At 65.2% G+C, this 25,243-nt stretch carries 21 protein-coding genes and 1 pseudogene; 20 read left to right on the forward strand and 2 right to left on the reverse strand.

Annotated elements, in window-relative coordinates:
* The first annotated feature begins 128 nt into the window (after positions 1 to 128).
* Positions 129 to 2,351 (forward strand): SpoIID/LytB domain-containing protein, encoded by a 2,223-nt coding sequence (locus AB0J47_RS23195; protein ID WP_364349425.1) that lies wholly within the window; start codon positions 129 to 131, stop codon positions 2,349 to 2,351.
* Between the two features lie 251 nt (positions 2,352 to 2,602).
* Here AB0J47_RS23195 and AB0J47_RS23200 read toward each other — a convergent pair whose 3' ends face one another.
* The gene (locus tag AB0J47_RS23200; RefSeq protein WP_364349428.1) at positions 2,603 to 3,103 is read right to left on the reverse strand and encodes a MarR family transcriptional regulator; all 501 of its coding nucleotides are present in this window, start codon (positions 3,101 to 3,103) and stop codon (positions 2,603 to 2,605) included.
* Positions 3,104 to 3,209: 106 nt separating this feature from the next.
* Between AB0J47_RS23200 and AB0J47_RS23205 the strand changes: the two genes are divergently transcribed.
* From AB0J47_RS23205 to AB0J47_RS23220, 4 genes are all read left to right on the forward strand, one after another.
* Entirely contained in the window at positions 3,210 to 4,136 is a 927-nt protein-coding gene (locus AB0J47_RS23205) for an EamA family transporter (RefSeq protein WP_364349431.1), read from the forward strand.
* Between the two features lie 69 nt (positions 4,137 to 4,205).
* Positions 4,206 to 4,967, forward strand: coding sequence for a MerR family transcriptional regulator (locus AB0J47_RS23210; RefSeq protein ID WP_364349434.1), 762 nt, complete (start codon positions 4,206 to 4,208; stop codon positions 4,965 to 4,967).
* 220 nt (positions 4,968 to 5,187) lie between these two features.
* Complete coding sequence (locus tag AB0J47_RS23215) at positions 5,188 to 5,736, forward strand: hypothetical protein (RefSeq protein ID WP_364349437.1); 549 nt, start codon at positions 5,188 to 5,190, stop codon at positions 5,734 to 5,736.
* A gap of 71 nt (positions 5,737 to 5,807) precedes the next feature.
* Positions 5,808 to 6,356 carry a hypothetical protein gene (locus AB0J47_RS23220; RefSeq protein ID WP_364349440.1) on the forward strand — a complete coding sequence of 183 codons (549 nt, stop codon included), beginning with the start codon at positions 5,808 to 5,810 and terminating at the stop codon, positions 6,354 to 6,356.
* A 223-nt stretch (positions 6,357 to 6,579) separates the two neighbouring features.
* Here AB0J47_RS23220 and AB0J47_RS23225 read toward each other — a convergent pair whose 3' ends face one another.
* Positions 6,580 to 7,206: a helix-turn-helix domain-containing protein gene (locus tag AB0J47_RS23225; protein ID WP_364349443.1), complete on the reverse strand. Its 627-nt coding sequence runs from the start codon at positions 7,204 to 7,206 to the stop codon at positions 6,580 to 6,582.
* A 104-nt stretch (positions 7,207 to 7,310) separates the two neighbouring features.
* Between AB0J47_RS23225 and AB0J47_RS23230 the strand changes: the two genes are divergently transcribed.
* The 15 genes and pseudogenes from AB0J47_RS23230 (at position 7,311) to AB0J47_RS23300 (ending at position 25,175) form a co-directional block, all read left to right on the forward strand.
* Positions 7,311 to 8,033 (forward strand): SDR family oxidoreductase, encoded by a 723-nt coding sequence (locus AB0J47_RS23230; RefSeq protein ID WP_364349446.1) that lies wholly within the window; start codon positions 7,311 to 7,313, stop codon positions 8,031 to 8,033.
* Entirely contained in the window at positions 7,976 to 8,431 is a 456-nt protein-coding gene (locus AB0J47_RS23235; RefSeq protein WP_364349449.1) for an enoyl-CoA hydratase-related protein, read from the forward strand. Before AB0J47_RS23230 ends, AB0J47_RS23235 begins: the two co-directional genes overlap by 58 nt.
* Before the next feature lie 94 nt (positions 8,432 to 8,525).
* Positions 8,526 to 9,755 (forward strand): UDP-galactopyranose mutase, encoded by a 1,230-nt coding sequence (gene glf, locus AB0J47_RS23240; RefSeq protein WP_364349451.1) that lies wholly within the window; start codon positions 8,526 to 8,528, stop codon positions 9,753 to 9,755.
* A 77-nt stretch (positions 9,756 to 9,832) separates the two neighbouring features.
* Positions 9,833 to 11,839: a glycosyltransferase gene (locus AB0J47_RS23245; protein ID WP_364349453.1), complete on the forward strand. Its 2,007-nt coding sequence runs from the start codon at positions 9,833 to 9,835 to the stop codon at positions 11,837 to 11,839.
* An 80-nt stretch (positions 11,840 to 11,919) separates the two neighbouring features.
* Positions 11,920 to 12,465, forward strand: coding sequence for a phosphatase PAP2 family protein (locus tag AB0J47_RS23250; protein WP_040685888.1), 546 nt, complete (start codon positions 11,920 to 11,922; stop codon positions 12,463 to 12,465).
* A 1-nt stretch (position 12,466) separates the two neighbouring features.
* Positions 12,467 to 13,399 carry a decaprenyl-phosphate phosphoribosyltransferase gene (locus AB0J47_RS23255; protein ID WP_364349455.1) on the forward strand — a complete coding sequence of 311 codons (933 nt, stop codon included), beginning with the start codon at positions 12,467 to 12,469 and terminating at the stop codon, positions 13,397 to 13,399.
* 19 nt (positions 13,400 to 13,418) lie between these two features.
* On the forward strand, positions 13,419 to 15,332 hold the full coding sequence (gene zomB, locus AB0J47_RS23260) for a flagellar motor control protein ZomB (RefSeq protein ID WP_364349458.1): 1,914 nt from the start codon (positions 13,419 to 13,421) through the stop codon (positions 15,330 to 15,332).
* Positions 15,333 to 15,653: 321 nt separating this feature from the next.
* Entirely contained in the window at positions 15,654 to 16,661 is a 1,008-nt protein-coding gene (locus AB0J47_RS23265; RefSeq protein ID WP_364349461.1) for an alpha/beta hydrolase family protein, read from the forward strand.
* 398 nt (positions 16,662 to 17,059) lie between these two features.
* A complete protein-coding gene (locus AB0J47_RS23270; protein WP_364349464.1) occupies positions 17,060 to 18,031 on the forward strand; it encodes an alpha/beta hydrolase family protein in 972 nt (323 codons plus the stop codon).
* 468 nt (positions 18,032 to 18,499) lie between these two features.
* Positions 18,500 to 18,814, forward strand: a pseudogene (locus AB0J47_RS23275) (alpha/beta hydrolase-fold protein); the annotation flags it as partial.
* Between the two features lie 313 nt (positions 18,815 to 19,127).
* Positions 19,128 to 20,165 (forward strand): alpha/beta hydrolase family protein, encoded by a 1,038-nt coding sequence (locus AB0J47_RS23280; RefSeq protein WP_364349467.1) that lies wholly within the window; start codon positions 19,128 to 19,130, stop codon positions 20,163 to 20,165.
* Between the two features lie 134 nt (positions 20,166 to 20,299).
* Complete coding sequence (locus tag AB0J47_RS23285) at positions 20,300 to 22,177, forward strand: alpha/beta hydrolase-fold protein (RefSeq protein ID WP_364349470.1); 1,878 nt, start codon at positions 20,300 to 20,302, stop codon at positions 22,175 to 22,177.
* A 102-nt stretch (positions 22,178 to 22,279) separates the two neighbouring features.
* Positions 22,280 to 22,795, forward strand: coding sequence for a DUF732 domain-containing protein (locus tag AB0J47_RS23290; RefSeq protein ID WP_364349473.1), 516 nt, complete (start codon positions 22,280 to 22,282; stop codon positions 22,793 to 22,795).
* On the forward strand, positions 22,792 to 23,781 hold the full coding sequence (locus AB0J47_RS23295) for a cutinase family protein (protein ID WP_364349476.1): 990 nt from the start codon (positions 22,792 to 22,794) through the stop codon (positions 23,779 to 23,781). The genes AB0J47_RS23290 and AB0J47_RS23295 overlap by 4 nt, the downstream gene beginning before the upstream one ends.
* 404 nt (positions 23,782 to 24,185) lie before the next feature.
* Positions 24,186 to 25,175, forward strand: coding sequence for an LLM class F420-dependent oxidoreductase (locus AB0J47_RS23300; RefSeq protein ID WP_174555182.1), 990 nt, complete (start codon positions 24,186 to 24,188; stop codon positions 25,173 to 25,175).
* Positions 25,176 to 25,243: the final 68 nt, after the last annotated feature.

Consider the following 25,243-nt stretch of genomic DNA (forward strand, 5'->3'; position numbering starts at 1 on the left):
CTCTCGATTTGCGACCAGATGGAACGACATGCCGACGGGTATCGAACCGACCAGGTCCCGGAAACCGTGGGAGTGAACGGATGCGAAGCAAACGGCACCGGAATGACACGACGCGGGGGGAGCGAAAATTGCGACTGAAAACGAGTGCGCCGCGCGACCGAATTGGTCGGCGGCGGATATCAGGAACTCCGATTTCCATCCGTCCGGCGCTGGTCACCGGTGGTGCGGCCGTGTTGGTCGGCACCGTACTCGCGTTCTGGGTCTGGCCGGGCGACGCCCATGTCCGGCCGATGGCGGGGCCGGGCCACGGGCGCGGGATGAGTCAGGTCGGCGCGTTCGACAGCGCCCTCGAGGGCTGGGCCGCCGAGCGAATCCTCGATCACTACTACCCGGGCGCGACGCTCGGCAAAGTCTCGGCGACCACCGTCGGGGTGCGGCTGTTCGCCCAGGACGACTCGACGCTGGACGCCTATGCCGACGCCGGATTGCGGGTCGCGGGCCAAATGCTGCCGCGAGGCCAGGTCGCGCATCTCACCGCGCTGCCCGACGGCGGCGCGAATGTGGTTGTCACGGCGGGCTGTGACGGTGAGGTGCTGTGGCAGCGGGCGACCGCCGACCCGTGGATCTACCCGCTCAACCCGCGTCCGAACCGTCCCGCCGCCGAACATCTGACCCTGTGCGGCGGTTCGGCATATCGCGGCTCACTCGGTGTCGCGATGGAAAACGGTAAGGCGCGCACGGTGAATCGCGTCGATGTCGAGGACTATCTGCTCGGCGTCGTCCCGGCCGAGGTGCAGGCCAACTGGGTCGACAAGGGCGCGACGGAAGCTCTTCGCGCACAGGCGATCGCGGCACGTTCGTATGCGCTTGCCGAACACCGTTACTCGTACGCGCAGACCTGTGATAGCACCGACTGCCAGGAGTATCCCGGCACCGCCAAGGAGGATCCGCGCGCGACTGCTGTCATCGCGTCGACCGCGGGAACGGTGCTCTTGCGCGACGGCCGAATTCTGCGTTCGGAGTACTCCTGTGCACCGGACGGTGGAGAGCCTGCCGATATCTACGCCTTCGATGTCGGACCGACCCCCGCCGAGCTCGGCATCCCGGTGGTCGGCGCAGCAACACCCGTGGATCCGCGCAAGCAATCTCTCGTCGCCGAATCTCCGATCGATGCCGAATACCGCCGGATCGGCGGCGCGAGCAGTCCGGTCGGCCAGCCACTCGGCCCAGAGCTCGCCCTACCCCAAAACGCCGGCACCTACCGGCTTTTCACCAACGGCGTCATCATCGCGACGCCGACGCTCGGCGCCCAGGTCGTCGACTTCACGACGCTGATGCAGCTGGTGCCGGACACACGTGAGGACAAGCCGCGCAGCACCGCCCCGCCGGGCAGCAACGAGCGCGCCACACCGCCCGGCGCGAATAGCGCACCCAAGAGTGCTGTGCCCGATGGTGGTGCGAGCGGTTTACCTGAAAGCGTGCTACCCGGAAGCGCGGCGCCGCCTGGCGCGAATGGTGCGCCTTCAAGCGTGCTGCCCGGAGGCAACATATCCCCCGAGGGCGCGTTGTCCGGTGGTGCGAATGGCGCGCCTGAGAGTGTCGTGCCCGGGAGCGTGCTGCCTGGCGGCGATATTTCGTCCGAGGGCGCGTTGTCGGGTGGTGCGAATGGCGCGCTCGGGAGTGTTGTGCCCGGGAGCGTGCTGTCTGGCGGCGATATTTCGTCCGAGGGCGCGTTGTCGGGTGGTGCGAATGGCGCGCCTGAGAGTGTCGTGCCCGGGAGCGCGCTGTCTGGCGGCGACGTTTCGTCCGAGGGCGCGTTGTCGGGTGGTGCGAATGGCGCGCCTGAGAGTGTCGTGCCCGGGAGCGCGCTGTCTGGCGGCGACGTTTCGCCCGAGAGCGCGTTGTCGGGTGGTGCGGACGGCGCGGCTGACAGTGCCGGGCTGGGCGATGTAGCGTCCGGGAGCGTGCTGCTCGGCGGGAAGGTCGCGTCCGGGAGCGTGCTGCCCGGCGGCCACGTATCGTCCGAGAGTGCGTTGTTGGGTAGTGCGAGTGATGCGGTGGCCGGTCGCAACGCCTGGTCCGAGGGTGCGGTGGCCGGTGGTAACGCCTTGTCCGTGAGCGCGGTGCCCGGCCGCAATTCCCCGCCTGGGAGCGCCGCGCCCGGAAATGGCATGTCGCTGGGATATTCAGCAGCACCGGGCAGCGCCATCGCACTGGAGGCCTCGGTCCCGCCCGGGACCACCGTCGCCCCGACCACCGCCTCAACGCCGACCCCACCACCCCCACGTGTTCCCGTAATCCCCTCGGCTGCACCGACAAGCGAGGGATCGGAGCTGAGCGAAGAGCTCTAATCGCATTACGTGCCTTTTGCGGGACCGCTGCCTCGGGTCATTGTGTGGCTGCGGCTCGATCGCCGCAGCTGTCGCGTCGACTAATTCGCCTGAGCGGGTCGGAGTTGAACGAAGAGCACGAGTCGCTTATCCGCGCGCTCAGGCTGTGCCCCGTCCATGGGTTGCCATAGGTATGCCCGATGGCCGGACGTTGCTATCAGCGAATCCACTTGTGCGACAGGAGTTATAAGCGCAAACGGGCATTCGTCGAATCAGGATGACGCGGTGTCGCCCAGCGATTCGGCGAGCGTTCGCAGTAGATCCGCCAGGTGGCCGCGGTCCCGCTTTTCCAGTGCGGCGAGGAGGCGCTGCTCGTTCTCCATGTGCAAGGGCAGCAGTTCGTCGATCAGGGTGCGGCCCGCCTCGGTGAGTTGGACGCGGATTGCTCTGCGGTCTTGCGGGCATGGCGCGCGCTCGACGAGGCCTTTGGCTGCGAGGCGGTCGATGCGGTTGGTGATGGCGCCGGAGGTGAGCATGGCGACTTGGTTCAGCGCCCCTGCGGTGAGGCCGTCCGTGCCGCTGGAGCGGCGCAGGGTCGCGAGCATGTCGAATTCCCAGAACTCCAGGCCGTGTCCGGCGAAGAACTTCTTCAGTTCCTGCTCCAGCAGGCGCGACAGGCGCTGGATGCGGCCGATCACCGCCATCGGTGACACGTCGACGTCCGGTCGTTCCCGGTTCCAGTGCTCGGTGAACAGATCGATCGCGTCGGCCACGGCATTCCTCTCGATAGCGATTATCTCAACATTCATCTACTTGACGGCGAGGTATGCCAGCGAGTAGATATTTCAACGTTGAGATTACCAATCAGGAGCGACCAACATGACAACAACCACCGCCGCGCGTGACTCGTATGCCGGCACCCTGGCGCTCGCCGCACTCGCCCCGATCACATGGGGCTCCACCTACGCCGTGACCACTGAATTCCTGCCGCCGGACCGCCCGCTGTTCACCGCGCTGATGCGCGCACTGCCCGCCGGACTCGCGCTGCTCGCCATCACCCGCGTACTGCCGCGCGGGGTCTGGGTCGGGCGCGCCGCCGCACTCGGCGTCCTCAATATCGGCGCGTTCTTCCCGCTGTTGTTCCTGGCCGCCTACCGACTGCCCGGTGGTGTCGCCGGAGTGCTCGGCGCGGTTGCCCCGATGTTCGCACTGGCCTTCGCCACCGTTGTACTCGCCGAAAAGCCCAGCGGGCGCAAGGTGATCGCGGGTCTGATCGGTGTCTTCGGTGTCGCGCTTGTGGTGCTGCGCGCCAATGCGCAGCTCGATACGGTCGGTGTCATCGCCGGACTCGCCGGCGCGGCGTCCATGGCGATGGGCACCGTGCTAACCCAGCGCTGGGGTCGACCCGAGGGCGTCGGACCGCTCGCGATCACCGGCTGGCAGCTCACCGCGGGTGGCCTGTTCATCGCACCGTTCGCCTTCCTGGTCGAGGGCGCGCCGCCCGCACTCGACGGCCGGGCCGTCGGTGGCTACCTGTACCTCGGTGTCATCGGCACCGCGCTGGCGTACTTCCTCTGGTTCCGCGGCATCGCCAAGGTGCCCGCGACCTCGGTCGCCTTCCTCGGACTGCTCAGCCCGGTATCAGCGGCTGTGATCGGGTGGATCGCGCTCGGCCAGGCGCTGAGCCCGCTGCAGGTCCTCGGTCTCGGTATCGCGCTCGGTGGCACGTTGCTCGGCCAGATGGCCGCCAAGCCGCGGATCGCGCGCGCCGTGGTCATGCCTCGGGTGCCGGTCGGGGCACGTTAATGGGTTGACCTTGACGCTACGTCAACTTGCAAGCTAGTTGTACCGACGAGAAAGAAGGGAGAACAGGTCATGCGAACGGACACTGAATGGTCCATCCAGGATCTGGCCAAGGCGGCTGGTACCACCAGCCGAACGCTGCGCCACTACGGGCAGCTCGGGCTGCTGCCGCCGAGTCGGATCGGCACCAACGGCTACCGCTACTACGACCAGGACTCCCTGGTTCGGCTGCAACGCATCCTGCTGCTGCGCGAACTCGGCCTCGGCCTTCCGGTCATCGCCGAAGTTCTAGCGGGCGAACAGGACACCGCCGCCGCACTGCGCGCGCACCTGGAACTGCTTCGGCAGGAACAGGATCGGATCCGGCGCCAGATCGAGTCGGTGACCACCACGCTGCACAAGACGGAACGAGGTGAACAACTCATGGCAGCAGAGGTTTTCGACGGTTTCGACCACACTCGGTACAAGGATGAGGTGATCGAACGCTGGGGCAAGGACGCCTACGAAAGCGGCGACCGCTGGTGGCGTTCGCTCAGCGAGGCGGATAAGCAGGCGTACTTCCAGACCCACCTGGATATCGCCGCCGACTACGGCCGAGCACACGCCACCGGACTCGCCCCCGACAGCGACGAGGTCCAGGTCATCGTCGCGCGGCACTACGACTGGATCGGGATCGGTTCCCAGCGCCGCCCGTCCTACGAGTACTTCACCGGACTCGGCGAAATGTACGTCGCCGACCCGCGGTTCGCGGCCAACTACGACGTACACGGTGACGGCACAACCGAATTCGTGCGTGACGCGATGAAGGCGTATGCCGAGGCCAACCTGCGATAGTTCGACGGGGTTCTCGTAGCCCACGCACCTGATAGCAGAGTGCCCGCACGCGATTGTTCGTGCGGGCACTCGGTGATCTTGCCCGCCTTCGCGCGGGCGCTTCTGGCTCTCACCTCGCTGTCGACCGATCGGGGGATCGCGGCCGAATCGACAACACCGCGTCCGGCGCGACGGCCGTAGGATCGGATCGTCCACAAACTAGTGGGGAGGAGTGTCGACGATGCTTTACCGGAGTGGGGATCGGCCGCCGAGCGGGGTGGTCGCGCAGATCGGTGCGGCACTCGCGGTGCTGTATGGGTTGGGGAGCGTGCTCGGCGGCACATTGCTCGTCGTCGACTTCATCGACAATCGAAGCCGGTTCGACAATTCGCTCGTCATCTTCACCACGCTCGGGGCGGCGCTGATGGCCATTGTCATGATCTTCGGCGGTATCCAGCTGTGGCGTCAGAACGAGACCGGGCGCTACACCCTGATCGTCGCATCCGGCCTATCACTCGCGATCGGCATTGTCGGACTTGCCGTTTCGCTCACCGATTACGAATTCGGCCTCGGTATCTTCTGGTGGTCCACCGCCGACCACCCGCTCTGGGTGTCCCCGTTCCTCGGCCTGGTCGGCCAGATGACCGCGCTGATCCAGGAAAACCTGCTCCGCTGCGCCATAGACCTCGCCCAGCCCCTCCTCATCCTCGTCCTGTGCGCCAACAAATACGCATCCCGCTGGACCGCCGCCCGCCCCACCCACCCGTCACATCCCGCGCTGACCTACTGACCGCGCTCGCATCGAACGAAACCCGCATGGCGCGGTACAGTTCAGCGATCGAAGTGGGGAGGGAGATCTCGATGGGTTACCCATATGGCCAACAGGGTTATGGCTATCCGCAACCCGCGTACGGCTATCAGCAGCGAGCGAGTGGTGGCACTGCGATCACCGCCGCGGTCATCGCGGTGATCGTCGGTTTGCTCGGACTTGTCGGCGTGGTCATCGGACTGTTCGTCGCGATCGACGAGAGCAACAAGTCGCACGAGTACGGCAGCTACGCTCCGGCCGCCCCGGCGGTGCCTGGCTACATCTACGGCCTGATCGCGCTCGGCGGACTCATCGCATTTCTCTGGCTGCTCGGCGCGATTCTGCTATTCCGCCGCAGCACGGCAGGCCGGGTGATCCTGATCATCATGTCCTCGCTCAGCCTGATCGGCTCCGCGATGAGCATCGCCACCGGCAACCCCGCCGGTGCCGTCGTGGGGGTCATCCCCTTGACCATCCTCATCTGCGCTTCCGTGGGCTCCACCGGACGTTGGATCGCCGCAGCCCGCGCCCCCTACCCGCCGCAATATCCATATCCACCCGCCCCGATTTACGCTCAACCCCCGCAATACCCCCACTACTGACGATCAGTTCGTGGTCGAGCAATTGCGGTTCGCGCGGTAACGCTCTCGCACAACGAAAGCGGGGGAGCTGATGAGCCATCCGTACGGCCGGCCACATATCAGCCCGGCCACTACACGTAGCCGCGGCAGCCTCCTGCTGGGCAATCACCGTAGCCGTCTAATGAGCTCGGCCCACAGGTTGTTTCGGCCGCACTGACGTACTCCGGACGAAGTGCCTCGGGCGCTAACCCTCGAGCGCCTGCATCAGTTGATCTTCGGTGATCGGGGGTACTGGGAGGGGGTGGGCGGCGGTGGCTCGCAGGCCGTCCAGGATCAGGGCGAGGTGGCGGCGCCAGGCTTGGGGGGCGATTTTGGCGGTGGCTTCGATGATGCGGGTGTGCGACCAGGTGATGAAGGCTATGTCTTCCAGCACCCAGTCGGGGCGCAGGGCGCCGGATTCCTGTGCACGGGTGATGATTTGACGCATCAGGCCGTGGCCGTATTCCTGGGCGCGCGCGATCGCGGGGCTGGGGGCGCCGCGTAGGGCGAGGTCGCTGAGTAGGCGGTCGGCGGCTTGGAGTTCGCAGACCTTCTCGACGAGGTAGACGAAAGCGTCCCAGGGGTCCTGGATTTCGATCGCCTCCCGGGCGATGCGGCCGCCCGCCTCGATGCGGTCCTCGACGGCGGCGGCGATGAGGTCGTCGCGGGTGGGGAAACGGTTGTAGAGCGTGCCGATGGCCACGCCGGCGCGGGCGGCGATCTCCTTGAGTGGTGCGTCCAGGCCGCGTTCCTCGAAGACCTCGCGGGCGGCGTTGACGAGCGCGTCCCGATTGCGTTGGGCGTCGCTGCGTAACGGCTTGTCCACGGGCATTCGCCGATCCTACAAATCCGATACCGGATTTATCTTGAGCATAGGTTCAACTTAATGCTACCGTCGACGCTAACTTGAACCACTACTCAACTTAGCGAGGAAGTATGACCAAGACGATCGCGATATTCGGCTTCGGCCCAGGGCTCGGCATGGGGACCGGACGGCGGTTCGGCCGGGAAGGGTTCCGTGTGGCGGTCATCGGACGGAATCCGGAGAAGGCCCGCGCGCACGTGGCGGAACTGGCCGCCGAGGGCATCGAGGCCGCGGCCTTCCCGGCCGATCTCACCGATGAGAAGCAGCTGTACGGCGTGGTCGATGACATCACCGACAAGTTCGGGCAGATCGACGTCGCGATGCATGGCGCGGCGGGTGACGCGGTCAATCGCATCCCGACGACCCTCGATGTCGATGCCGCTGATCTGCGCATCCCGCTGGAATTGAAGGTCTATTCACCGATCTGGATGACCCGCGCGCTCGCGCCCACGATGATCGAGCGCGGTGAAGGGGCACTCCTGTTCTCATCCGGATATTCGGACAGGTATCCGGTCCCATATCTGTCCAATTTCGGTGTCGCGCTCGGCGCGCAGCGCACCTACATTCGCCAGCTCGCCGTCGAACTGCAAGGCACCGGCGTCTATGTCGGCCTGCTCAATATCGGCGCGCTGATCGGCAACAGCAAGGCCGAGCGCCTGGTCGACGAGCAGCCGGAACTGTTCCCGGCCGGGCTCGAGATCGTCCGGATGACCAATGACGAACTGGGCGACCACTATTGGCGCATGTACACCGACCGCGACGCCGTCGAGTCGGACATCGGCTTTCCAGAGTAGTTCAGGGTGGCGGCCGCCGGATCGCCCTGCGGTACGACTCCCGATTCGAGGCCGAGATATGGGTCGAGCTGGTCGGCGGTGCGGCCGCCCGCTATCTCACCCTGTCGGGCCGATGCATCGATGCCGCCGAGGCACTGCGCATCGGCTTGGTCGCGGAGGTCGTACCCGCGGCGGAGCTGATGGATACTGTGGGCCGCCTCGCCCGAGATATCGCACGCGGTCCGCGCGAGGCGCTGATACCCACGAAGGCGAAGACGGTGCGGCGCATGGGGTCGCTCGAAAGGGTCAGCGTTGGTGTAGTCGCCGAACCAACGCGAGTCCACGAAACTGGACAGATGATCAGTTTGCGTGAATATGTAATAGCCGCCGAGTTGCCGCGGCGTAGTCGTTTCGGCTAACACCAGGAGAAATCCCGATGGCATCCGTCGGTGACTGCGCGCAGGTCGTGACTCCACCCGGCCCGCGGGCGGACTTCCGATACGCTGGGCACCCGTGACCGTCGCATCGTCCCCGGGTAACTCCGCAAACTCCGCCTCACAGTTCGATCTGATCGTCGTCGGCTCCGGATTCTTCGGGCTGACCGTCGCCGAGCGCGCCGCCAAACTGCTCGGTAAACGGGTATTAGTGATCGATCGTCGCTACCACCTCGGCGGCAACGCCTACTCGGAGCCGGAGCCGCAGACCGGGATCGAGGTGCACAAGTACGGGGCGCACCTGTTCCACACCTCGAACAAGCGGGTGTGGGACTACGTGACCCAGTTCACCGAATTCACCGGCTACCAGCACCGGGTCTTCGCGATGCACAAGGGGCAGGCCTATCAGTTCCCGATGGGCCTGGGTCTGATCTCCCAGTTCTTCGGCCGCTACTTCACCCCCGAACAGGCGCGCAAGCTGATCGCCGAACAGGCCTCGGAGGTCGAGACCAAGGACGCGCAGAACCTCGAGGAGAAGGCGATCTCGCTGATCGGCCGTCCGCTCTACGAGGCGTTCGTCCGCGATTACACCGCCAAGCAGTGGCAGACCGATCCGAAGGAACTGCCCGCCGGCAATATCACCCGCCTGCCGGTGCGCTACACCTTCGACAACCGCTACTTCAACGACACCTACGAGGGTCTGCCCAAAGAGGGTTACACGAAGTGGCTGGAGAATATGGCCGCCTCCGAGCTCATCGAGGTCCGGCTCAACACCGACTGGTTCGACGTGCGCGAGCAGATCCGCGCCGAGAACCCGGATGCCCCGGTCGTCTACACCGGACCGGTGGACCGCTACTTCGACTACAGCGAGGGCGAACTCGGCTGGCGCACCATCGATTTCGAGACCGAAGTGCTCGAAACCGGCGACTTCCAAGGCACCTCGGTCATGAATTACAACGATTCGGATGTGCCGTACACCCGCATTATCGAACCGCGGCACTTCCACCCGGAGCGCGACAGCTACCCGAACGACAAGACCGTGATCATGCGCGAATACTCCCGCTTCGCGCAGACCGGTGACGAGCCGTACTACCCGATCAATACACCGGAGGACCGCGCCAAGCTCACCGCGTACCGCGAGCTGGCGAAAAAGGAAACCGCGACGGCGAAGGTGCTTTTCGGTGGTCGCCTCGGCACCTACCAGTACCTGGATATGCATATGGCGATCGGCAGCGCGCTCAGCATGTTCGACAATGTCCTCCGGCCGCACCTGGAGTCGGGCGAGCCTCTTTCGGACCAGGAGGCGTAGATGAGCGACACTGGCGAAGCCCCGCTCATCGAAGCCGACCGGGTGCGGGTGTCCCGCACTGACGCTGAAAGCAACGAATGACCTCCCAATCGATTTTGGAAGACATGACCACCGAAACCCGCGCGAAGTCGCTGCTACAGCGCATTATCCTGCCCCGACCGGGTGAACCGCTGGACGTGCGCACCCTCTACCTGGAGGAGTCGCCGACCAATGCCCGGCGTGCGCACGCCACCACCCGTACCTCGCTGTCGGTGGGCGCGGAGTCGGAGGTGTCGTTCTGCACCTACTTCAACGCGCTGCCCGCGAGCTACTGGCGTCGCTGGAGCATGCTGAAGTCGGTTGTGCTGCGGCTCGAGCTTGCCGGGCACGGTCGCGTGGACGTCTACCGCTCGAAGGCGGATGGCTCGCGAATCCACGTGCAGGGCAAGGAATTCGCGGTCGCGCTCGCGGGAGCGCAGGGCCCGGATGAGGCCGCCGAGCGTGACCACGGAGGGACCAGGGAGCGCCGCCGATCCAACACTGCTACCGAATCGGTGCATGTGGAATTCGAAGCCGATCTCGGCCCATTCGAGGACGGCGGCTGGATCTGGTTCGACATCACCACCGATACGGCGGTCACGCTGCTCTCGGGTGGTTGGTACGCACCGGTCGAGGCGCCCGGTGCGGGCACAATCGCGGTCGGCATGCCGACCTTCAACCGGCCGAGCGATCTGGTGAAAACCCTTGGCGCGCTGGGCTCGGATCCGCTGGTGCTGGAGAAGATCGCCGCGGTCATCGTCGCCGATCAGGGCAACCGCAAGGTGGTCGACGAGCCCGGCTTCACCGAGGCCGCCGCGGTGCTCGGCGATCGGCTCGCCATTCGCAATCAGCCCAACCTGGGCGGTTCGGGTGGCTACAGCCGGGTCATGTACGAGGCGCTGAAGACCACCGACGCCCAGTACATCGTCTACATGGACGACGATATCGAGATCGAACCCGATTCGATCCTGCGCGCGTTGGCCTTCGCCCGCTTCGCCAAATCGCCCATGCTGGTCGGCGGGCAGATGCTCAACCTGCAGGAGCGCTCACACCTGCACAGCATGGGTGAGGTCGTGGACCGCGGCATCTTCATGTGGACCTCCGCGCCGAATGTCGAATACGACCACGATTTCTCGAAGTACCCGCTCAAGGATCGCGACAACTCCAAGCTGCTGCACCGGCGCATCGACGTCGACTTCAATGGCTGGTGGACCTGTGTGATCCCGCGTCAGGTCGCCGAGGAGATCGGTCAGCCGCTGCCGCTGTTCCTGAAGTGGGACGACGTCGAATACGGGCTGCGCGCCCGCGATCACGGATACTCCACGGTCACTCTGCCCGGTGCGGCCGTCTGGCATATGGCCTGGAGCGATAAGGACGACGCGATCGACTGGCAGGCGTACTTCCACCTGCGCAACCGTCTGGTGGTCGCCTCGCTGCATCTGCCGGGCAACGGGCGCGGCATGGTCGTCAACACCGTCAAGGCCACCCTGAAACACCTACTCTGCCTGGAGTATTCGACGGTCGCCATCCAGAACCTGGCGATCAAGGACTTCCTCGCCGGACCGGAGCGCCTGTTCCAGTTGCTGCCGAGCGCGCTCGGCGCGGTGCACGAAATGCGCAAGCAGTACCCGGATGCGGTCATCCTGCCGTCGTCCACCGAACTGCCGCTAGCCAGCCACATCGGCGTCGGCGCGGTCGGTGAACCGGCGAATCCGATCGCCAAAGTGGTCCGCCTGGCCAAGGGCGTCGTGCACAACTTCCGCGCGGCACATGCCGAGCATCATGAGCGTCCGCAGCTGAATGTGCCTACGCTGGACGCCCGTTGGTTCCTGCTCTCGCAGATCGACGGCGTCACCGTCACCACCGCGGACGGCCGTGGCGTGGTCTACCGCAAGCGCGATCCGCGTCAGGCCCTCGGCCTGTTCAAGGAGGCCATGCGGCTGCGCAAGGAGTTGGCGGCCCGCTTCCCGGAGATGCAGCAGCGCTACCGCGCCGCACACCCGACGCTGACCAGCACGGCGGCCTGGGAGAACGTCTTCGGTATCGACACGAAGGATGAGCAGTAGTGAGTCTGGAAGCCACCGCCGCGGACGACAACACCGCGGTACGCCCGAGTGCGAACGGACACGGCGGCCCGGTATCCGCGGTGCCGTCGGCGCCGCAACCGCCCGAAGTCAAGATCATCAACGCGGTTCAGGCCACCATCGGCACCAAGCCCGAGGTGATCAAGGCCGCGCGTGGCATGTCGCATTTCGGTGAGCACGCGCTCGGCTGGATCGGCATCGCGGCGGCGGGCTGGCTCGTCGACAAACCGCGGCGTCGGCAGTGGGCCGGGGTCGCGGTCGGCGCGGTCGGTGCGCACGCCGCATCGATCGTCATCAAGCGCATCGTCCGTCGCCCGCGGCCCAATGATCCATCGGTGCAGGTCAACGTCTCGACGCCGAGCAAACTGAGCTTCCCGTCCTCGCACGCGACCTCGACGACGGCAGCGGCGGTGTTGCTCGGCAGACTGACCGGGCTACCCTTGCCTGCGGTGCTCGTCCCACCGATGCTGCTCTCCCGGGTTGTGCTCGGGGTGCACTATCCCTCCGACGTGCTCGCCGGTTCCGCGCTCGGCGCCGCGTCCGCCGCTGTTGTGCTTGCCGCCGAAAAGAGACTCGATAGTGACCGCACAAGAAAAGACCTTGGTTGACATGAGTGAAGAGCCGACCAGCACGGACCTAGCCGAAGCAGTAGTCAAAGGCCCGCCCAAGACACTGCCCGGCGGGCTGTTCAAGGCGGTCCGCCCGCGTCAGTGGGTCAAGAACGTGCTGGTGCTCGCCGCGCCACTGGCCGCCGGTCCCGATACGGCCACCGACTTGACCGTGCTCGGTCACGTTGGGCTCGCGTTCGTGGTCTTCTGCATGGCGGCCTCGGGCATCTACCTGGTGAACGACGCACTCGACGTCGAGGCCGACCGGGCGCACCCGACCAAGCGATACCGCCCGATCGCCGCGGGCATCGTCCCGGTAAACCTGGCGTACCTGCTCTCGATGGTGCTGCTGCTCGGCTCGATCGCCGGATCGTTCCTGGCCTCCTGGCATCTGGCCGTGGTGATGACCGTCTATATCGGCATCCAGCTGGCCTACTGCTTCGGCCTCAAGCACCAGGCGGTGCTGGATATCTGCATCGTGTCCTCGGGCTTCCTGCTGCGCGCGGTCGCCGGTGGTGCGGCCGCGAATATCGAGCTGTCGCAATGGTTCCTGCTGATCATGGCGTTCGGCTCGCTGTTCATGGCCGCGGGTAAGCGCTACGCCGAACTGCAGATCGCGCTGAGCACCGGCGCCAAGATCCGCAAGTCGCTGGAGTACTACACACCGACGTATCTCCGCTTCATCTGGACTCTCGCCGCGACCGCGGTAGTGGTGTTCTACGGCCTGTGGGCGTTCCAACAGGACAATCTGAAGCACACCAATTGGTTCGCAATCTCGATGATTCCGTTTACCATCGCAATCCTGCGTTACGCGGTCGACGTCGATGGCGGCGAGGCCGGTGAACCCGAAGAGATCGCGCTGGGGGATCGCATCCTCCAGTTCCTCGCAATCGCCTGGATCGGAGCGGTAGGTGTCGCTGTCTATCTCACCTGACGAACTGTTGGTAGAGGGAGTGGAGCGAACAGAACAAGTAACGAAGGAGCCGGCCGAAGGGCCGGCTCGTTCGGCCTTGTGGTTCGCCAGGCTATCCCGAGCCACCTTCGTCGGTGGGATCGCACTCACTGTCGTCCTATTTTCGGTCGGCGCCTGGCAGCGACGTTGGATCGCCGACGACGGCCTCATCGTGCTGCGCACGGTGCGGAACCTGTTGGCGGGCAACGGGCCGGTTTTCAACGAGGGCGAGCGCGTCGAGACCAATACCAGTACCGCGTGGACCTATCTGGTGTGGTTCTTCAGCTGGCTCACCAAGGCCAGGCTGGAGTACGTCGTACTCGGTGTCGCGCTGACGGTGTCGATGTCGGCGATCGTCTTCGCCATGCTCGGCGCCGCACGGCTGTGGGGCGGTACGAAAACGGCGCTGCTGCTGCCGGCGGGCGTATTCGTCTACATCGCCCTGCCGCCCGCCCGTGACTACGCCACCTCCGGTCTGGAGAGCGGTCTGGTCATCTGCTGGCTGGGTCTGCTGTGGTGGCAACTGGTGCGCTGGAGCCAGACCGAGCGAGTGAAGCTGCCCGCGCTGTTCGGGCTGGTGTTCCTCGCCGGCCTCGCACCGCTGATCCGTCCGGAGATGACGCTGGTCGGCGCGCTGTCGCTGCTGATGATCTTCCTGGCCCCGATGCCGCGGTCCCGGCTGCACCCGATCGTTTTGCGCGGCTTGATCGTTGCCGCCGCCGGACTGGTGCCGATGTGCTACCAGGTCTGGCGGATGGGCTACTACGGCCTGCCCTATCCGAATACCGCGGTCGCCAAGGACGCGGGCGGCGCCAAGTGGGGTCAGGGCTGCAAATACCTGTGGGATCTGGTCGGTCCGTACTACCTGTGGGTGCCGCTGCTGGTGCTGCTGGTGCTCGGTGTGGTCGCGGGCCGCTCGTCGCGTTCCGCCAAGGAATCCGCCGAGCGCGGCTGGACGGTGCGCCGGGTCCGTGAATGGCTGCACTCGCCGAGCGCGGTGGTCGCGCTCGTGCTCGGCAGCGGATTCGTCCTCACGATCTACGCCCTGCGCGTCGGCGGTGACTTCATGCACGGCCGGATGCTGCTGCCGCAGCTGTTCTGCCTACTGCTGCCGGTCGCCGTGGTGCCGCTGCGGCTGCCCGAGGGCGGCCTGCGAGCGGTGACAGCCAAGAATTGGTCCTTTGCGGTGATCGCGCTCGCGCTGCTCGGCACCGCGGGCTGGGCGCTGTTCGCGGCCAACACCACGGCCATCAAGTCCGGCACCAAGATCAGTTCCTCCGGCATCGTCGACGAGCGCGTCTACTACGTCCTCAATACCGGCCACGACCATCCGATCCTGGCTGAGGACTACCTGGACTACCCGCGCGTGCGGGCCATGGTGAACAACATCGCCGAAACCCCCGACGGCGGTCTGCTGCTGAACTCGCCGTCGTTCATGTTCTGGTACGTCGCGCCGCCGCCGCAGCCGATTCCCGAGGGTGGCGCCGGACATACCGTCTACTTCCTGAACCTCGGCATGACCAGTATGAACGTCCCGCTGGACGTGCGCGTCATCGACCAGATGGGCTTGGCCTATCCGCTGGCCGCGCACACCGACCGGCTCACCGACGGCCGGATCGGCCACGACAAGAGCCTGTATCCGGACTGGGTCGTGGTGGATCTCGGCATGGTCGACCGGCATCCGTGGATGCCCTGGTACATGGACGAGAAGTGGGTCACCCAGGCGCGTACCGCCATGAGCTGCCCGGAGACCGTGGCACTGAATATCTCCTACCGTGATCCGCTCACCTGGGGCCGCTTCAAGCACAACCTGATCCACGCACTGCATTTCGCGAAATACCGGATCGATCGCGTGCCGAAGTACGAGATCGAGCGGTGTGGGCTAGTTGACCCGTATCCTCAACCGCAAAGGTAAGACGCAACTCCTGTCACACTGGGCCCATGGATCTCCGTGGGCTCAGTTCTTTCACTGACCAGGGCAAATAAACGTGGCGCATATCGCTTTATCTCTTTTTGATAACGTCACCGCATCGATGAAGCGATATGGTACGTGGGAACGCCCGTCGGGGCGTCCGATTCGACATGGCCCATCCAGTGGTCAACGTAGAGACGCGGTCGTAGTACGACCGCATAACGAAAGGCCGTAAACCAGATGCGAGGCGTGATCGGGCGAAGGACGCAGAATGGACGTCTGAAAACCCGTAGAGCCAGTTCGTGGCTCAAGCGGTCGGTGCTGATGTCGCTGGCTATCTTGCTGCCGCTCGGGGTGTCAGTAGCAGGTCCGGCGGGTTCCGCGTCGGCTGCGTTCAACCCGGACGGCTTCGATTTCTGGGTCGACTCCAGCATGGGTCCGATCAAGTCGCGGATCTTCCGCGCCGCGGACGGCAATACCGGCCGCGTGGTCTACGCGCTCGACGGTATGCGGGCCCGCGGTGACCTGAGCGGCTGGGAGAACGATACCGAGGTCGCCCGTGAACTGACCAAGTGGAATATCAATGTGGTCATGCCGGTCGGCGGCCCGTCCAGCTTCTACGCGGACTGGAACGCGCCGGGTAACTTCCTCGGCCTGAGCACCGGTTCGTCGGGTTCGGCCAACGGTTCTTCCTCCGGGTCCGCGATGACCGGCTCCTCGGGTTGGAACGAGACTCTCGGCAAGTCGAACACCTACAAGTGGGAGACCTTCCTGACCAGCGATCTGCGCAATGCCCTGCGTGATCGCCTCGGCTTCAGCCCCACCCGCAACGGCGTCTTCGGCCTGTCCATGGGCGGCAGCGCCGCGCTGACGCTCTCGGCCTACCACCCGGACCAGTTCGTCTACGCCGGTTCGTATTCCGGCTACCTGAACATCTCCGCACCGGGTATGCGCGAGGCGCTGCGCGTCGCGATGATCAGCGCTGGTGGCTACAACATCGACGCGATGGCGCCGCCGTGGGGCCCGCAGTGGCTGCGCATGGACCCGTTCGTCTTCGCGCCGCGACTGATCCAGAACGGCACCAGGCTCTGGGTTGCCGCCGGCAGCGCACTGCCCGGTCCGGCCGATGCCAGCTCGCCGATCGATGTCATCCAGGGCACGCCGCTGGAGGCACTCGCGCTGGTCAACACCCGGGCCTTCCAGGTCCGGATGGCGACACTGGGTGCGCAGAATGTCACCTACAGCTTCCCGTCTGTCGGCATCCACAACTGGCACAACTGGGAGTCCGAGGTCTACCGCATGATCCCGGACCTCTCCGCCAACATCGGGTAATCCGAGACCTGCTCGAAACCGCCTGGCGTGTTCGCACGCCAGGCGGTTTTTTTTGTTTGCTCGCATCCGTCCGAAACCCCCGTTGACAACGAATCAGCTGCGTGATGCCTTCGGTAGTTGTGGGGTGAATCACTTTCCAGCAACATAGAAGCATTTGCTGGAGGTTGATGTACAAAGAGCATGCATAGAGGTCGAATCGTCCGTTTTGAGTAGGACGGTGCGTCTGTATGCCCGATGAGGGGTCGGCCGAAGTCGCTAACTATTTGCTGGCTGGCCGTCTGGATGAAAGGTCGAGTCGAATGCGAAGTGTGCGCTGGAAACGTAGGCCCCCGCGTCGGGACCCAGGATCTGCCTCGGGTTACTGGGCAAAGAAATTGGTGTTCGGCGTGGCGACGGCCATGCTGTTACCGCTCGGGATCTCCGTGGCGGGCAGCGGCGCCACCGCATCGGCTGGCTTCGACCCGGCGGCCTTCGACTTCTGGGTCGACTCCAGCATGGGCCCGATCAAGACCCGAGTGCTACGGGCCGCGGACGGCAATACCAACCGTGTTGTGTACGCGCTCGACGGCCTGCGCGCTCCGGAGACGTTGAACGGCTGGGAGATCGAGACCAACGTCGCCGAGCAGATGGCGAGTTGGAATATCAACGTCGTCATGCCAGTCGGTGGCATGTCGAGCTTCTACGCCGACTGGAACGCGCCCAGTGAGTTCTTCGGGGTTCCCGCGGGCTCCGGCTCGAACTCCGGCTCCGGCGCGATGAACGCGCTCTCGGGTGGTCCCGGCAAGAGTTATCGGTATCAGTGGGAGACCTTCCTGACCAATGATCTGCGCTGGGCGCTGCGCGACCGGCTCGGGTTCAACCCGAACGGCAACGGTGTCTTCGGGCTGTCCATGGGCGGAAGCGCCGCACTCACACTGGCTGCCTATCATCCGGACCAATTCAGGTTCGCGGGTTCGTACTCCGGCTTCCTGAACAACTCCGCGCCAGGTATGCGTGAGGCAATCCGGGCGGCGATGCTGGACGCGGGCGGCTACAACGTGGACTCGATGGCGCCGCCGTGGGGCCCACAGTGGCTGCGGATGGACCCGTTCGTCTTCGCCCCCAACCTGGTGCGTAACGGCACCAGGCTCTGGATTGCCGCGGCGAGCGGATTGCCGACTTCTCAGGACGGCCCGAGCTTCAACACGCTCTACGGCATGGGCCTGGAATCGTTGGCGCTGGCCAACACTCGGGCCTTCCAGGTGCGCATGGCGACGCTGGGTGGCGGTAATGCCGTCTACGATTTCCCGGCCTATGGCGTCCACGCCTGGAACAACTGGCAGGACGAGTTCAACCGCATGCTCCCGGACCTCTCCGCCAACATCGGTTAGTTTTACGCACCGATCGGACCGCCTGGACGCCAGGCGGTCCGTTTGTTTTGTCCGGGTTCATCTATTTGTTCGCTTGTTGTCTGGGTGATCGCTGGGAAGTGTTCGGCGCGGTATGTCCGATTTCGGTCCGTAGTTGGAGTCCGCAGCGACAAATTCTCCGGATTTCCTCACGGTCCGGCACGGCGGCGGCATTTCGTTCGGGGTGCGGTTCGAAGATTTGCCTATAGAAGAGCGATAACGCTGAGACCTTCTGTGCGCGGGAGGCATCGGTGCGGAGTGTCGATCCTCATGCGCGACAACAGCGAACGGTGCTCGCATGGGCGGAAGGTCGAATCGATGCGGCCTCGCGAACTAGTTGCCAGTGGTTGGCTGCAGCGGTCGGTGGTCGGAGTGGCATTGGCACTGCCCTCCGGAATAGCCGCTGCCGATCTCAGCGGCTGGGAGATCGAAACCGAGATCTGCCGAAGTGGAATATCTGTTGTGGGCGGCAGTGCGACGCTGACGCTAGCGGTATATCACCCGGACCAATTCCGCTATGCCGGTTCGTTTTCGGGCTACTTGAATATTTCGGTGCCCAGGTATGCGCATGGCGCTGCGGCTGGCATTGCTGGAGCCGATCACGACCCATGCCTTCCGGGTCCGGCTGGATCCCCAGGCCCGAGGAACGCGGTCTTGCGCTACCCCGCGGTCGGCGTGCACGCCTGGTGCTACTGGGCCGACCGAGCACTCGGGATGGTGCCGGATCCGAGCCGGTACTCCCGGGCAAGGATTGGGACTCCCTAGTGACCCCCTAATCTTTGTCCGAAATTCCCGTTCCGACACGACATCTCCGGACGAACGCGATAAGGTCTCCGCACGATCACAGCTTGTGAACGGGCGGAATTCGGTCACTCGAATACCCCGGTCTTGCTAAGGCTTCGCATGTCGAATAACCTCCAGCGAGCGCAAGTGTGACCAGATCGTTGTAGCGCCGTCTCTTGTGCCGGAATGTCGGGTACCGGTTCGCATGTGACGCGCGTCTCGTTGGCAGCACGGGTGTTGCCCGGCCCGCAAGGGCTACGGGCGACACCACAACAGCAGAAAGAGAGCAGGATTCATGGGTTTCGGCAGGGCGGCCGCGCCGAAGAGAACCAAGTCGGGACGGCGGGGCACGCCTCGTGGTTGGCGGAATCGAATTCTGGCTGTCGGTGCCGCGGCGTTGGCGCTACCGATCGCCGCAGGCGTGACGGGCCCGACCGTTGCCTTGGCCGCGCCGGTGCACGGCCCCGCGCTGCGGACGCCGTCGGGCGGCTTCGAGGACCTGATGGTCCCGTCCCAGATGGGGCCGATCAAGGTCCAGGTGCAGTGGGCAGCGCGCGGCGGTAACGCGGCGCTGTATCTGCTCGACGGCTTGCGGGCACGTGACGACCGCAATGCATGGTCGTTCGAGACGAACGCCCTCCAGCAGTTCGGCAACGACAACATCTCGCTGATCATGCCGGTCGGCGGCCAGTCGAGCTTCTATGCCGACTGGTACAGCCCGAGCAACACCAACGGCCAGAAGACCACCTACAAGTGGGAGACCTTCCTCACCAGGGAACTCCCCGCCTTCCTCGAGGGCTACGGTGTGTCGCGCACGAACAACGCGGTTGTCGGTCTCTCGATGGGTGGTTCGGCCGCGCTGGCACTGGCCGCCTATCACCGCGACCAGTTCAAGTACGCCGCGTCCTACTCCGGCTACCTGAACATCTCCGCGCCGGGTATGCGTGAGGCGATCCGCATCGCGATGCTGGATGCCGGCCGCTACAACGTGGACTCGATGGCCGCGCCGTGGAGCTCGCAGTGGCTGCGGATGGACCCGTTCGTCTTCGCGCCGCAGTTGCGTGGTCTGCCGATGTACATCTCGGCGGCCAGCGGTCTGCCGGGGCAGTACGACAACCCGAACTCGGCTGTCGGCTACTTCAACACCGCCAACGGTATGGCGCTGGAGGCGCTCTCGCTGGTGAACACCCGCGCGTTCCAGTCTCGCCTGGGCTCGCTCGGCATTCCGGCCACGTTCGACTTCCCGGCCGCGGGTACCCACTCGTGGAAGTACTGGGAGGGTGAGCTGTGGAACTCCCACAACGGCATCCTCGACGCCACCGGCGGTTGGTGAGCTGAGGGTCTAGACGCCGAACGGCGCCATCTGCTTCCGAACGGAAGCAGATGGCGCCGTTTCGCGTTTGAAGGCGGAAAAGCCTATCCGCGTGTCTACCGGCTACCGCGCCGCAACCGGGGTAGGAAACACATGTGGCAGCACTCGCATTCGGCAGACGGGGGCGGCGCGGGCGGCGTGACGGGCGTGTGGCCCGCGGCCGGGTCGCGCTGCTCGCCATCGCCATCGTGATCCCACTCGCATCCAGCATTTCCCCGGCGACCGCGCCGGCAAACGCCCAGCCCGCCGTCGCTGCGGCCGTCGGCGCGACGATGCAGCGGGTGGTGTGGCTGACCGATCGACGGGTCGCGCTGTGGATCAATTCACCGTCGATGGCCAACCCCATCCAGGTGCAGCTGCTGCTGGCCCGGGATTGGAACACCCACCCGGAGGCCAGGTTCCCGGCCCTGTTCATGCTCGACGGTCTGCGGGCCACCGAGGAGGAGAGCGGCTGGACCCACGACGCCGGTGCGGTGGATTTCTACGCCGATAAGAACGTCACGGTGGTGCTGCCGGTCGGCGGTCAGTCCAGCTTCTACTCCGACTGGCTGCAGCCGGACAACGGTCGCAACTACAAATGGGAGACCTTTCTGACCAAAGAACTTCCGCCGCTACTGGAGAGCCAGTGGCGGACCACGGAGGTGCGTGGCATGGAAGGCATTTCGATGGGCGGCACGGCCGCGATGTTCCTGGCCGGCCGCAATCCGAACTTCGCGAAATACGCCGCGTCGTACTCCGGCGTGCTGACCACGACCACCCTCGGCATGCCGCAGGCGATCCAGTTCGCCATGCACGATGCGGGCGGCTTCGATTCGGCCGCCATGTGGGGTCCGCCGGGCGGTCCGGAATGGGACAGCCACGACCCATATGCGTTGGCGGACAAGCTCAAGGGCGTCAGCCTGTATATCTCCAGCGGTAACGGCTCGACCGGGCCGTTCGACCTGGCCAGCGGCATTCCCGGGGTAAGCACCAATTACGCGGGCATGGGCTTGGAGATCCTATCCCGGCTGACCTCGCAGAACTTCGTGACCAAACTCGCCAAGCTCTCCATCCCCGCCCAGGTGAATTACCGTCCCTCCGGCACGCATTCGTGGCCGTACTGGGATTTCGAAATGCGGCAGTCCTGGCCGCAGGCCGCCGCCGCGCTCGGGGTCGACCCGAACAAACCGCCGTGCCAGACCGGGGGCGCGATCGCCGCGCTGGCCAGCGGCAACGGCTGGCTCGGTGAATGCCTGACCGGTGAGTACCCGGTGGCGGGCGGCATCGCGCAGGACTTCAAGGGCGGTCGGGTCTTCTATTCGCAGGCCGACGGGGCGCACGCGGTCGGCGGCATGATCGGCGGCGGCTACCAGGCCGCGCTCGGCCCGAGCGGTTCGCTCGGCCTGCCCACCGATGACGAGCGCGGGCTGCCGGATGGCCGCGGACGCATGCAGGCCTTCCAGAACGGCCTGCTCTACTGGACTGCGCGAACCGGCGCCCAGGTGGTGCGCGGCGCCATTCTCGACGAATGGGGCAGGCAGGGCTTCGAGAGCGGTCCGGCCGGATATCCCACCGGGCCGGAGACCAAGGCCCCCAATAAGGACGGTGTAGTCCAGCCCTTCGAAAACGGCCCGATCTACTACAGCGCGAAGACCGGCGCACATCATGTGCAGGGGATGATCCTGGGCAAGTACGCCGAATTGGGTTATGAGAACAGTCAACTCGGTTTCCCTACCGCCGCCGAGGCCCCGAGCAAGGATTTCGGACGCTACAGCAAGTTCGAGGGCGGAAATATCTACTGGAGCCCGCTCTCGGGTGCGTGGGCGGTGCGTTCGGGTCCGATCATGGATATGTGGTCGGTGGTCGGCTATGAGAACGGCAGGCTCGGGTATCCGACCAGTGACCAGTTCGCCATTCCCGGCGGCACCCAGCAGAATTTCCAGACCGGATTCATAACCGTGCACGATGGCAAACCCGAAGTTCACGGTATTTGATCCCAACCGGTCTGTTTGCTGACCGACTGCACCTATGGTTGGCTTTCCTCTAGCCTGGGTGGCGACCCGACCCCTTAGTGAACAGATCGAGGACACGAATTCATGCATCGGACCCGCGGAAAGGTTATCGGCGTAGTCGTGGGGATCGCCGCTACCGGCTTGCTCGCCGCTTGTGGCAATAACGATTCGACGGCCACGAGTACGCCGACTCTGTCGCACACTACGACGGCGGCGCCCACCCCCGCCTCGACCAGCGCCGCTGCGACCGGTCAGCCGTCACAGGCCCCCGAGACGCCCACCGATACGGCGACGCCGGAGCGTCCGCAGCCCGTCCCGACCAATGCCGCCCCCGAGGACACCTCGAAGCTCACCGACAAGGACAAGAAGTTCCTCGACGCGCTCAAGGCCGCGGGCATCACCCCGTCCACCCCGGATATCGCGCTGAGCATCGGCTCCTACGTCTGCCAGGGCATCGCGGCGAATGCCTCCGATCAAGATCTGATGACCTTCGTCTCGGCCATGGCCGGATCGGATCCGTCCTTCGATCCGGCGAAGATGCCAGTGGAGAAGGCCGGAAGGATCTACATCGATACGGCTAAGGCGACGTACTGCCAGTGAGTGCGCGTCTCGGTTCGGCCTCCCGCCGGCCCCGAAAACCGGCGGGATGTCTGCTCTTCATCGGTCTGGTGGTGCTCGTCCTCGTCATCGCGCTGCTGCTGTGGTTCGTGCTCGCCGGTCCACTGCGCAAGCCGAAGCCCGGCCCGAAGCCGCCGCCGCCGCCGACCTCCCAGCCGGCCTGGTGCCCCGATGTGCAGATGATTTCGATACCCGGTACCTGGGAATCGAATAGCAACGACGATCCGCACAATCCGACGGCCAATCCGATCTCGTTGATGCTCAACGTCTCCGGGCCGGTGTCGCAACAGTTCTCGGAGGGGCGGCTCGATGTATACACCGTTCCGTACGTCGCGCAGTTCTCCAATCCGATCGCCATTCCGCCGGACGGTCAGCAGTCCTACAACAACAGCCGCTCCGAGGGCTGGCAGCGTGCGCTCGACGCGATGTCGAATCGGTACCGCGACTGTCCGCTGACCACGTATGTGCTCGCCGGGTTCTCCCAGGGCGCGGTGATCGCGGGCGATATCGCCAACCAGATCGGCGTGGGCAAGGGGCCGGTACCCGCGGACAAGGTGCTGGGCGTCATGCTGATCGCCGACGGTCGCCGCACCGGTGACACTGGGCCGGGGCAGGCCATCCAGATCGGCACCGCGCCCGCCGGAGTCGGCGCCGAGATCGCGCTCAACGGGTTGAAGGTGCCCGGGATCACGATGACCGGCGCAAGGGAAGGTGGTTTCGGCTCGCTCGCCGATCGCACCTACACCATCTGCGCGCCGGGTGATCTGATCTGCGATTCGCCGCACGACGCGTTGAGTCCCCTGAACATCGTGGGCAGCGTGCTGACCCTCGTCCGCGCGGTGGGCAACCCGGTGCACAGCCTCTACAACGGTTACGTGGTGGACGGCGATGGCACCACCGCGACACAGTGGACAGTGAACTGGGCCGAAGGTTTGATCGAAGCAGCGCCCCACCCGGCGCATGCTTGACCGCCTCCCCGGGCCTTTACCGGTCATGGGAGCCTCGACAGTGCCGTCGCGGACCGACGGTCGAATGCGGGTGAGCCGCTGGGCGTACCCGGCGAGTTACCCATGGGCGCACGAAATCAGTTGTTTCCTTGGTGACCGGTCACATGAAACCCGCCTGATCGCGGTGCTAGTGACGCAAGCCCGGGCAACTACACACCACAACGCTGTAAAGTGCGCCTGATGATCGCGATGCCGGCCCTCGAGCCCCCAGAAGTGTGGGCACGATGCGGCCGGGCGTCGCGCCCACATTTCCTTACAGCCAGGAGCATGAGTTCATGACAGAAGCCGCCGCTAGCGATCGCTTGCGGGTCGCTCGAAACGGCACTGCACCGGCCACCACGGCGAGCCCTGACGCGGATGCCGAGTTGACCGCGCTGGGTACTCCGCTGCGGCCCTTCCGCTTCGCGGCCGCGGGCGAGGGAAATAAGCAAGAGGGCGGGGCCAGGAAGTTCGTCCAGACCGCGCAGACGGCCGAGGAATACGGCTTCGACACCTTCGTCGTGCCCGATCACCTGGGTGACCAGATCGGCCCGATCGCCGCACTCGGTGCGCTGACCCAGGCCACCGAGCGGATCCGGCTGGGAACCTCGGTGCTGGCCAATGGTTTCCGGCATCCGGTGGTGCTGGCCAAGGACCTGGCCACCATCGACGTGCTGTCCAAGGGCCGCCTCGAGGTCGGCATCGGCGCGGGCTGGAAGCAGGACGAATTCGTCGCCGCTGGTCTGCCGTACGAATCGCCGGGTGTGCGCCTTGCGAAGTTGGACGAGACCCTGAGCATCCTCGATGTGCTGCTGCGTGGCCAGGAATGCACCTTCGAGGGCAAGTACTACCAGGTGCACGGTGTCAAGGGCACGCCACGGCCGCGGCAGGGCCCGCGCCCGCCGATCTGCACCGGCGGCGGCGGCCCGAAGATGCTGCGACTGGCCGCCAAGCACGCCGATATCATCTCGGTCGTTCCGGTCACCACCAAGAACGGCAAGGGACTGCTGTCCGGGATCACCTTGGAAAAGACCATCGAGAAGGTGAACCTGATCAAGGAAGCCGCGGGTGAGCGTTTCGCCGATATCGAGCTGAACTGGGCCATTACCGCGATCGTCATCACCGACGATCGGGAGAAGACCGCCGAGATGGCGTTGTCGGCCATCGATCGTGGACTGCACCCGGACCTCGAGGTCGACGTAAAACTGTCGGTCGAGGAAATCCTCGCCTCGCCCTATGTGGCGATCGGCACATTCGAGGAGATCGCCGAACAGATCCGTCAGGTGCGGCAACTCACATCGATGTCCTATGTCGGTGTGTTCCCAACCCAGATGGACGCGTTCGCGCCGATTATTCCGCTGCTGCGGGGGGAGTGACCCGGTCTTCTCTGTAACATGACTCTGGTTTGAGAACATCTAGCCGATAGCGGTCTACCGCGCAGACC

This window comes from Nocardia sp. NPDC049737, assembly GCF_040674755.1.
Classification (GTDB): Bacteria; Actinomycetota; Actinomycetes; order Mycobacteriales; family Mycobacteriaceae; genus Nocardia.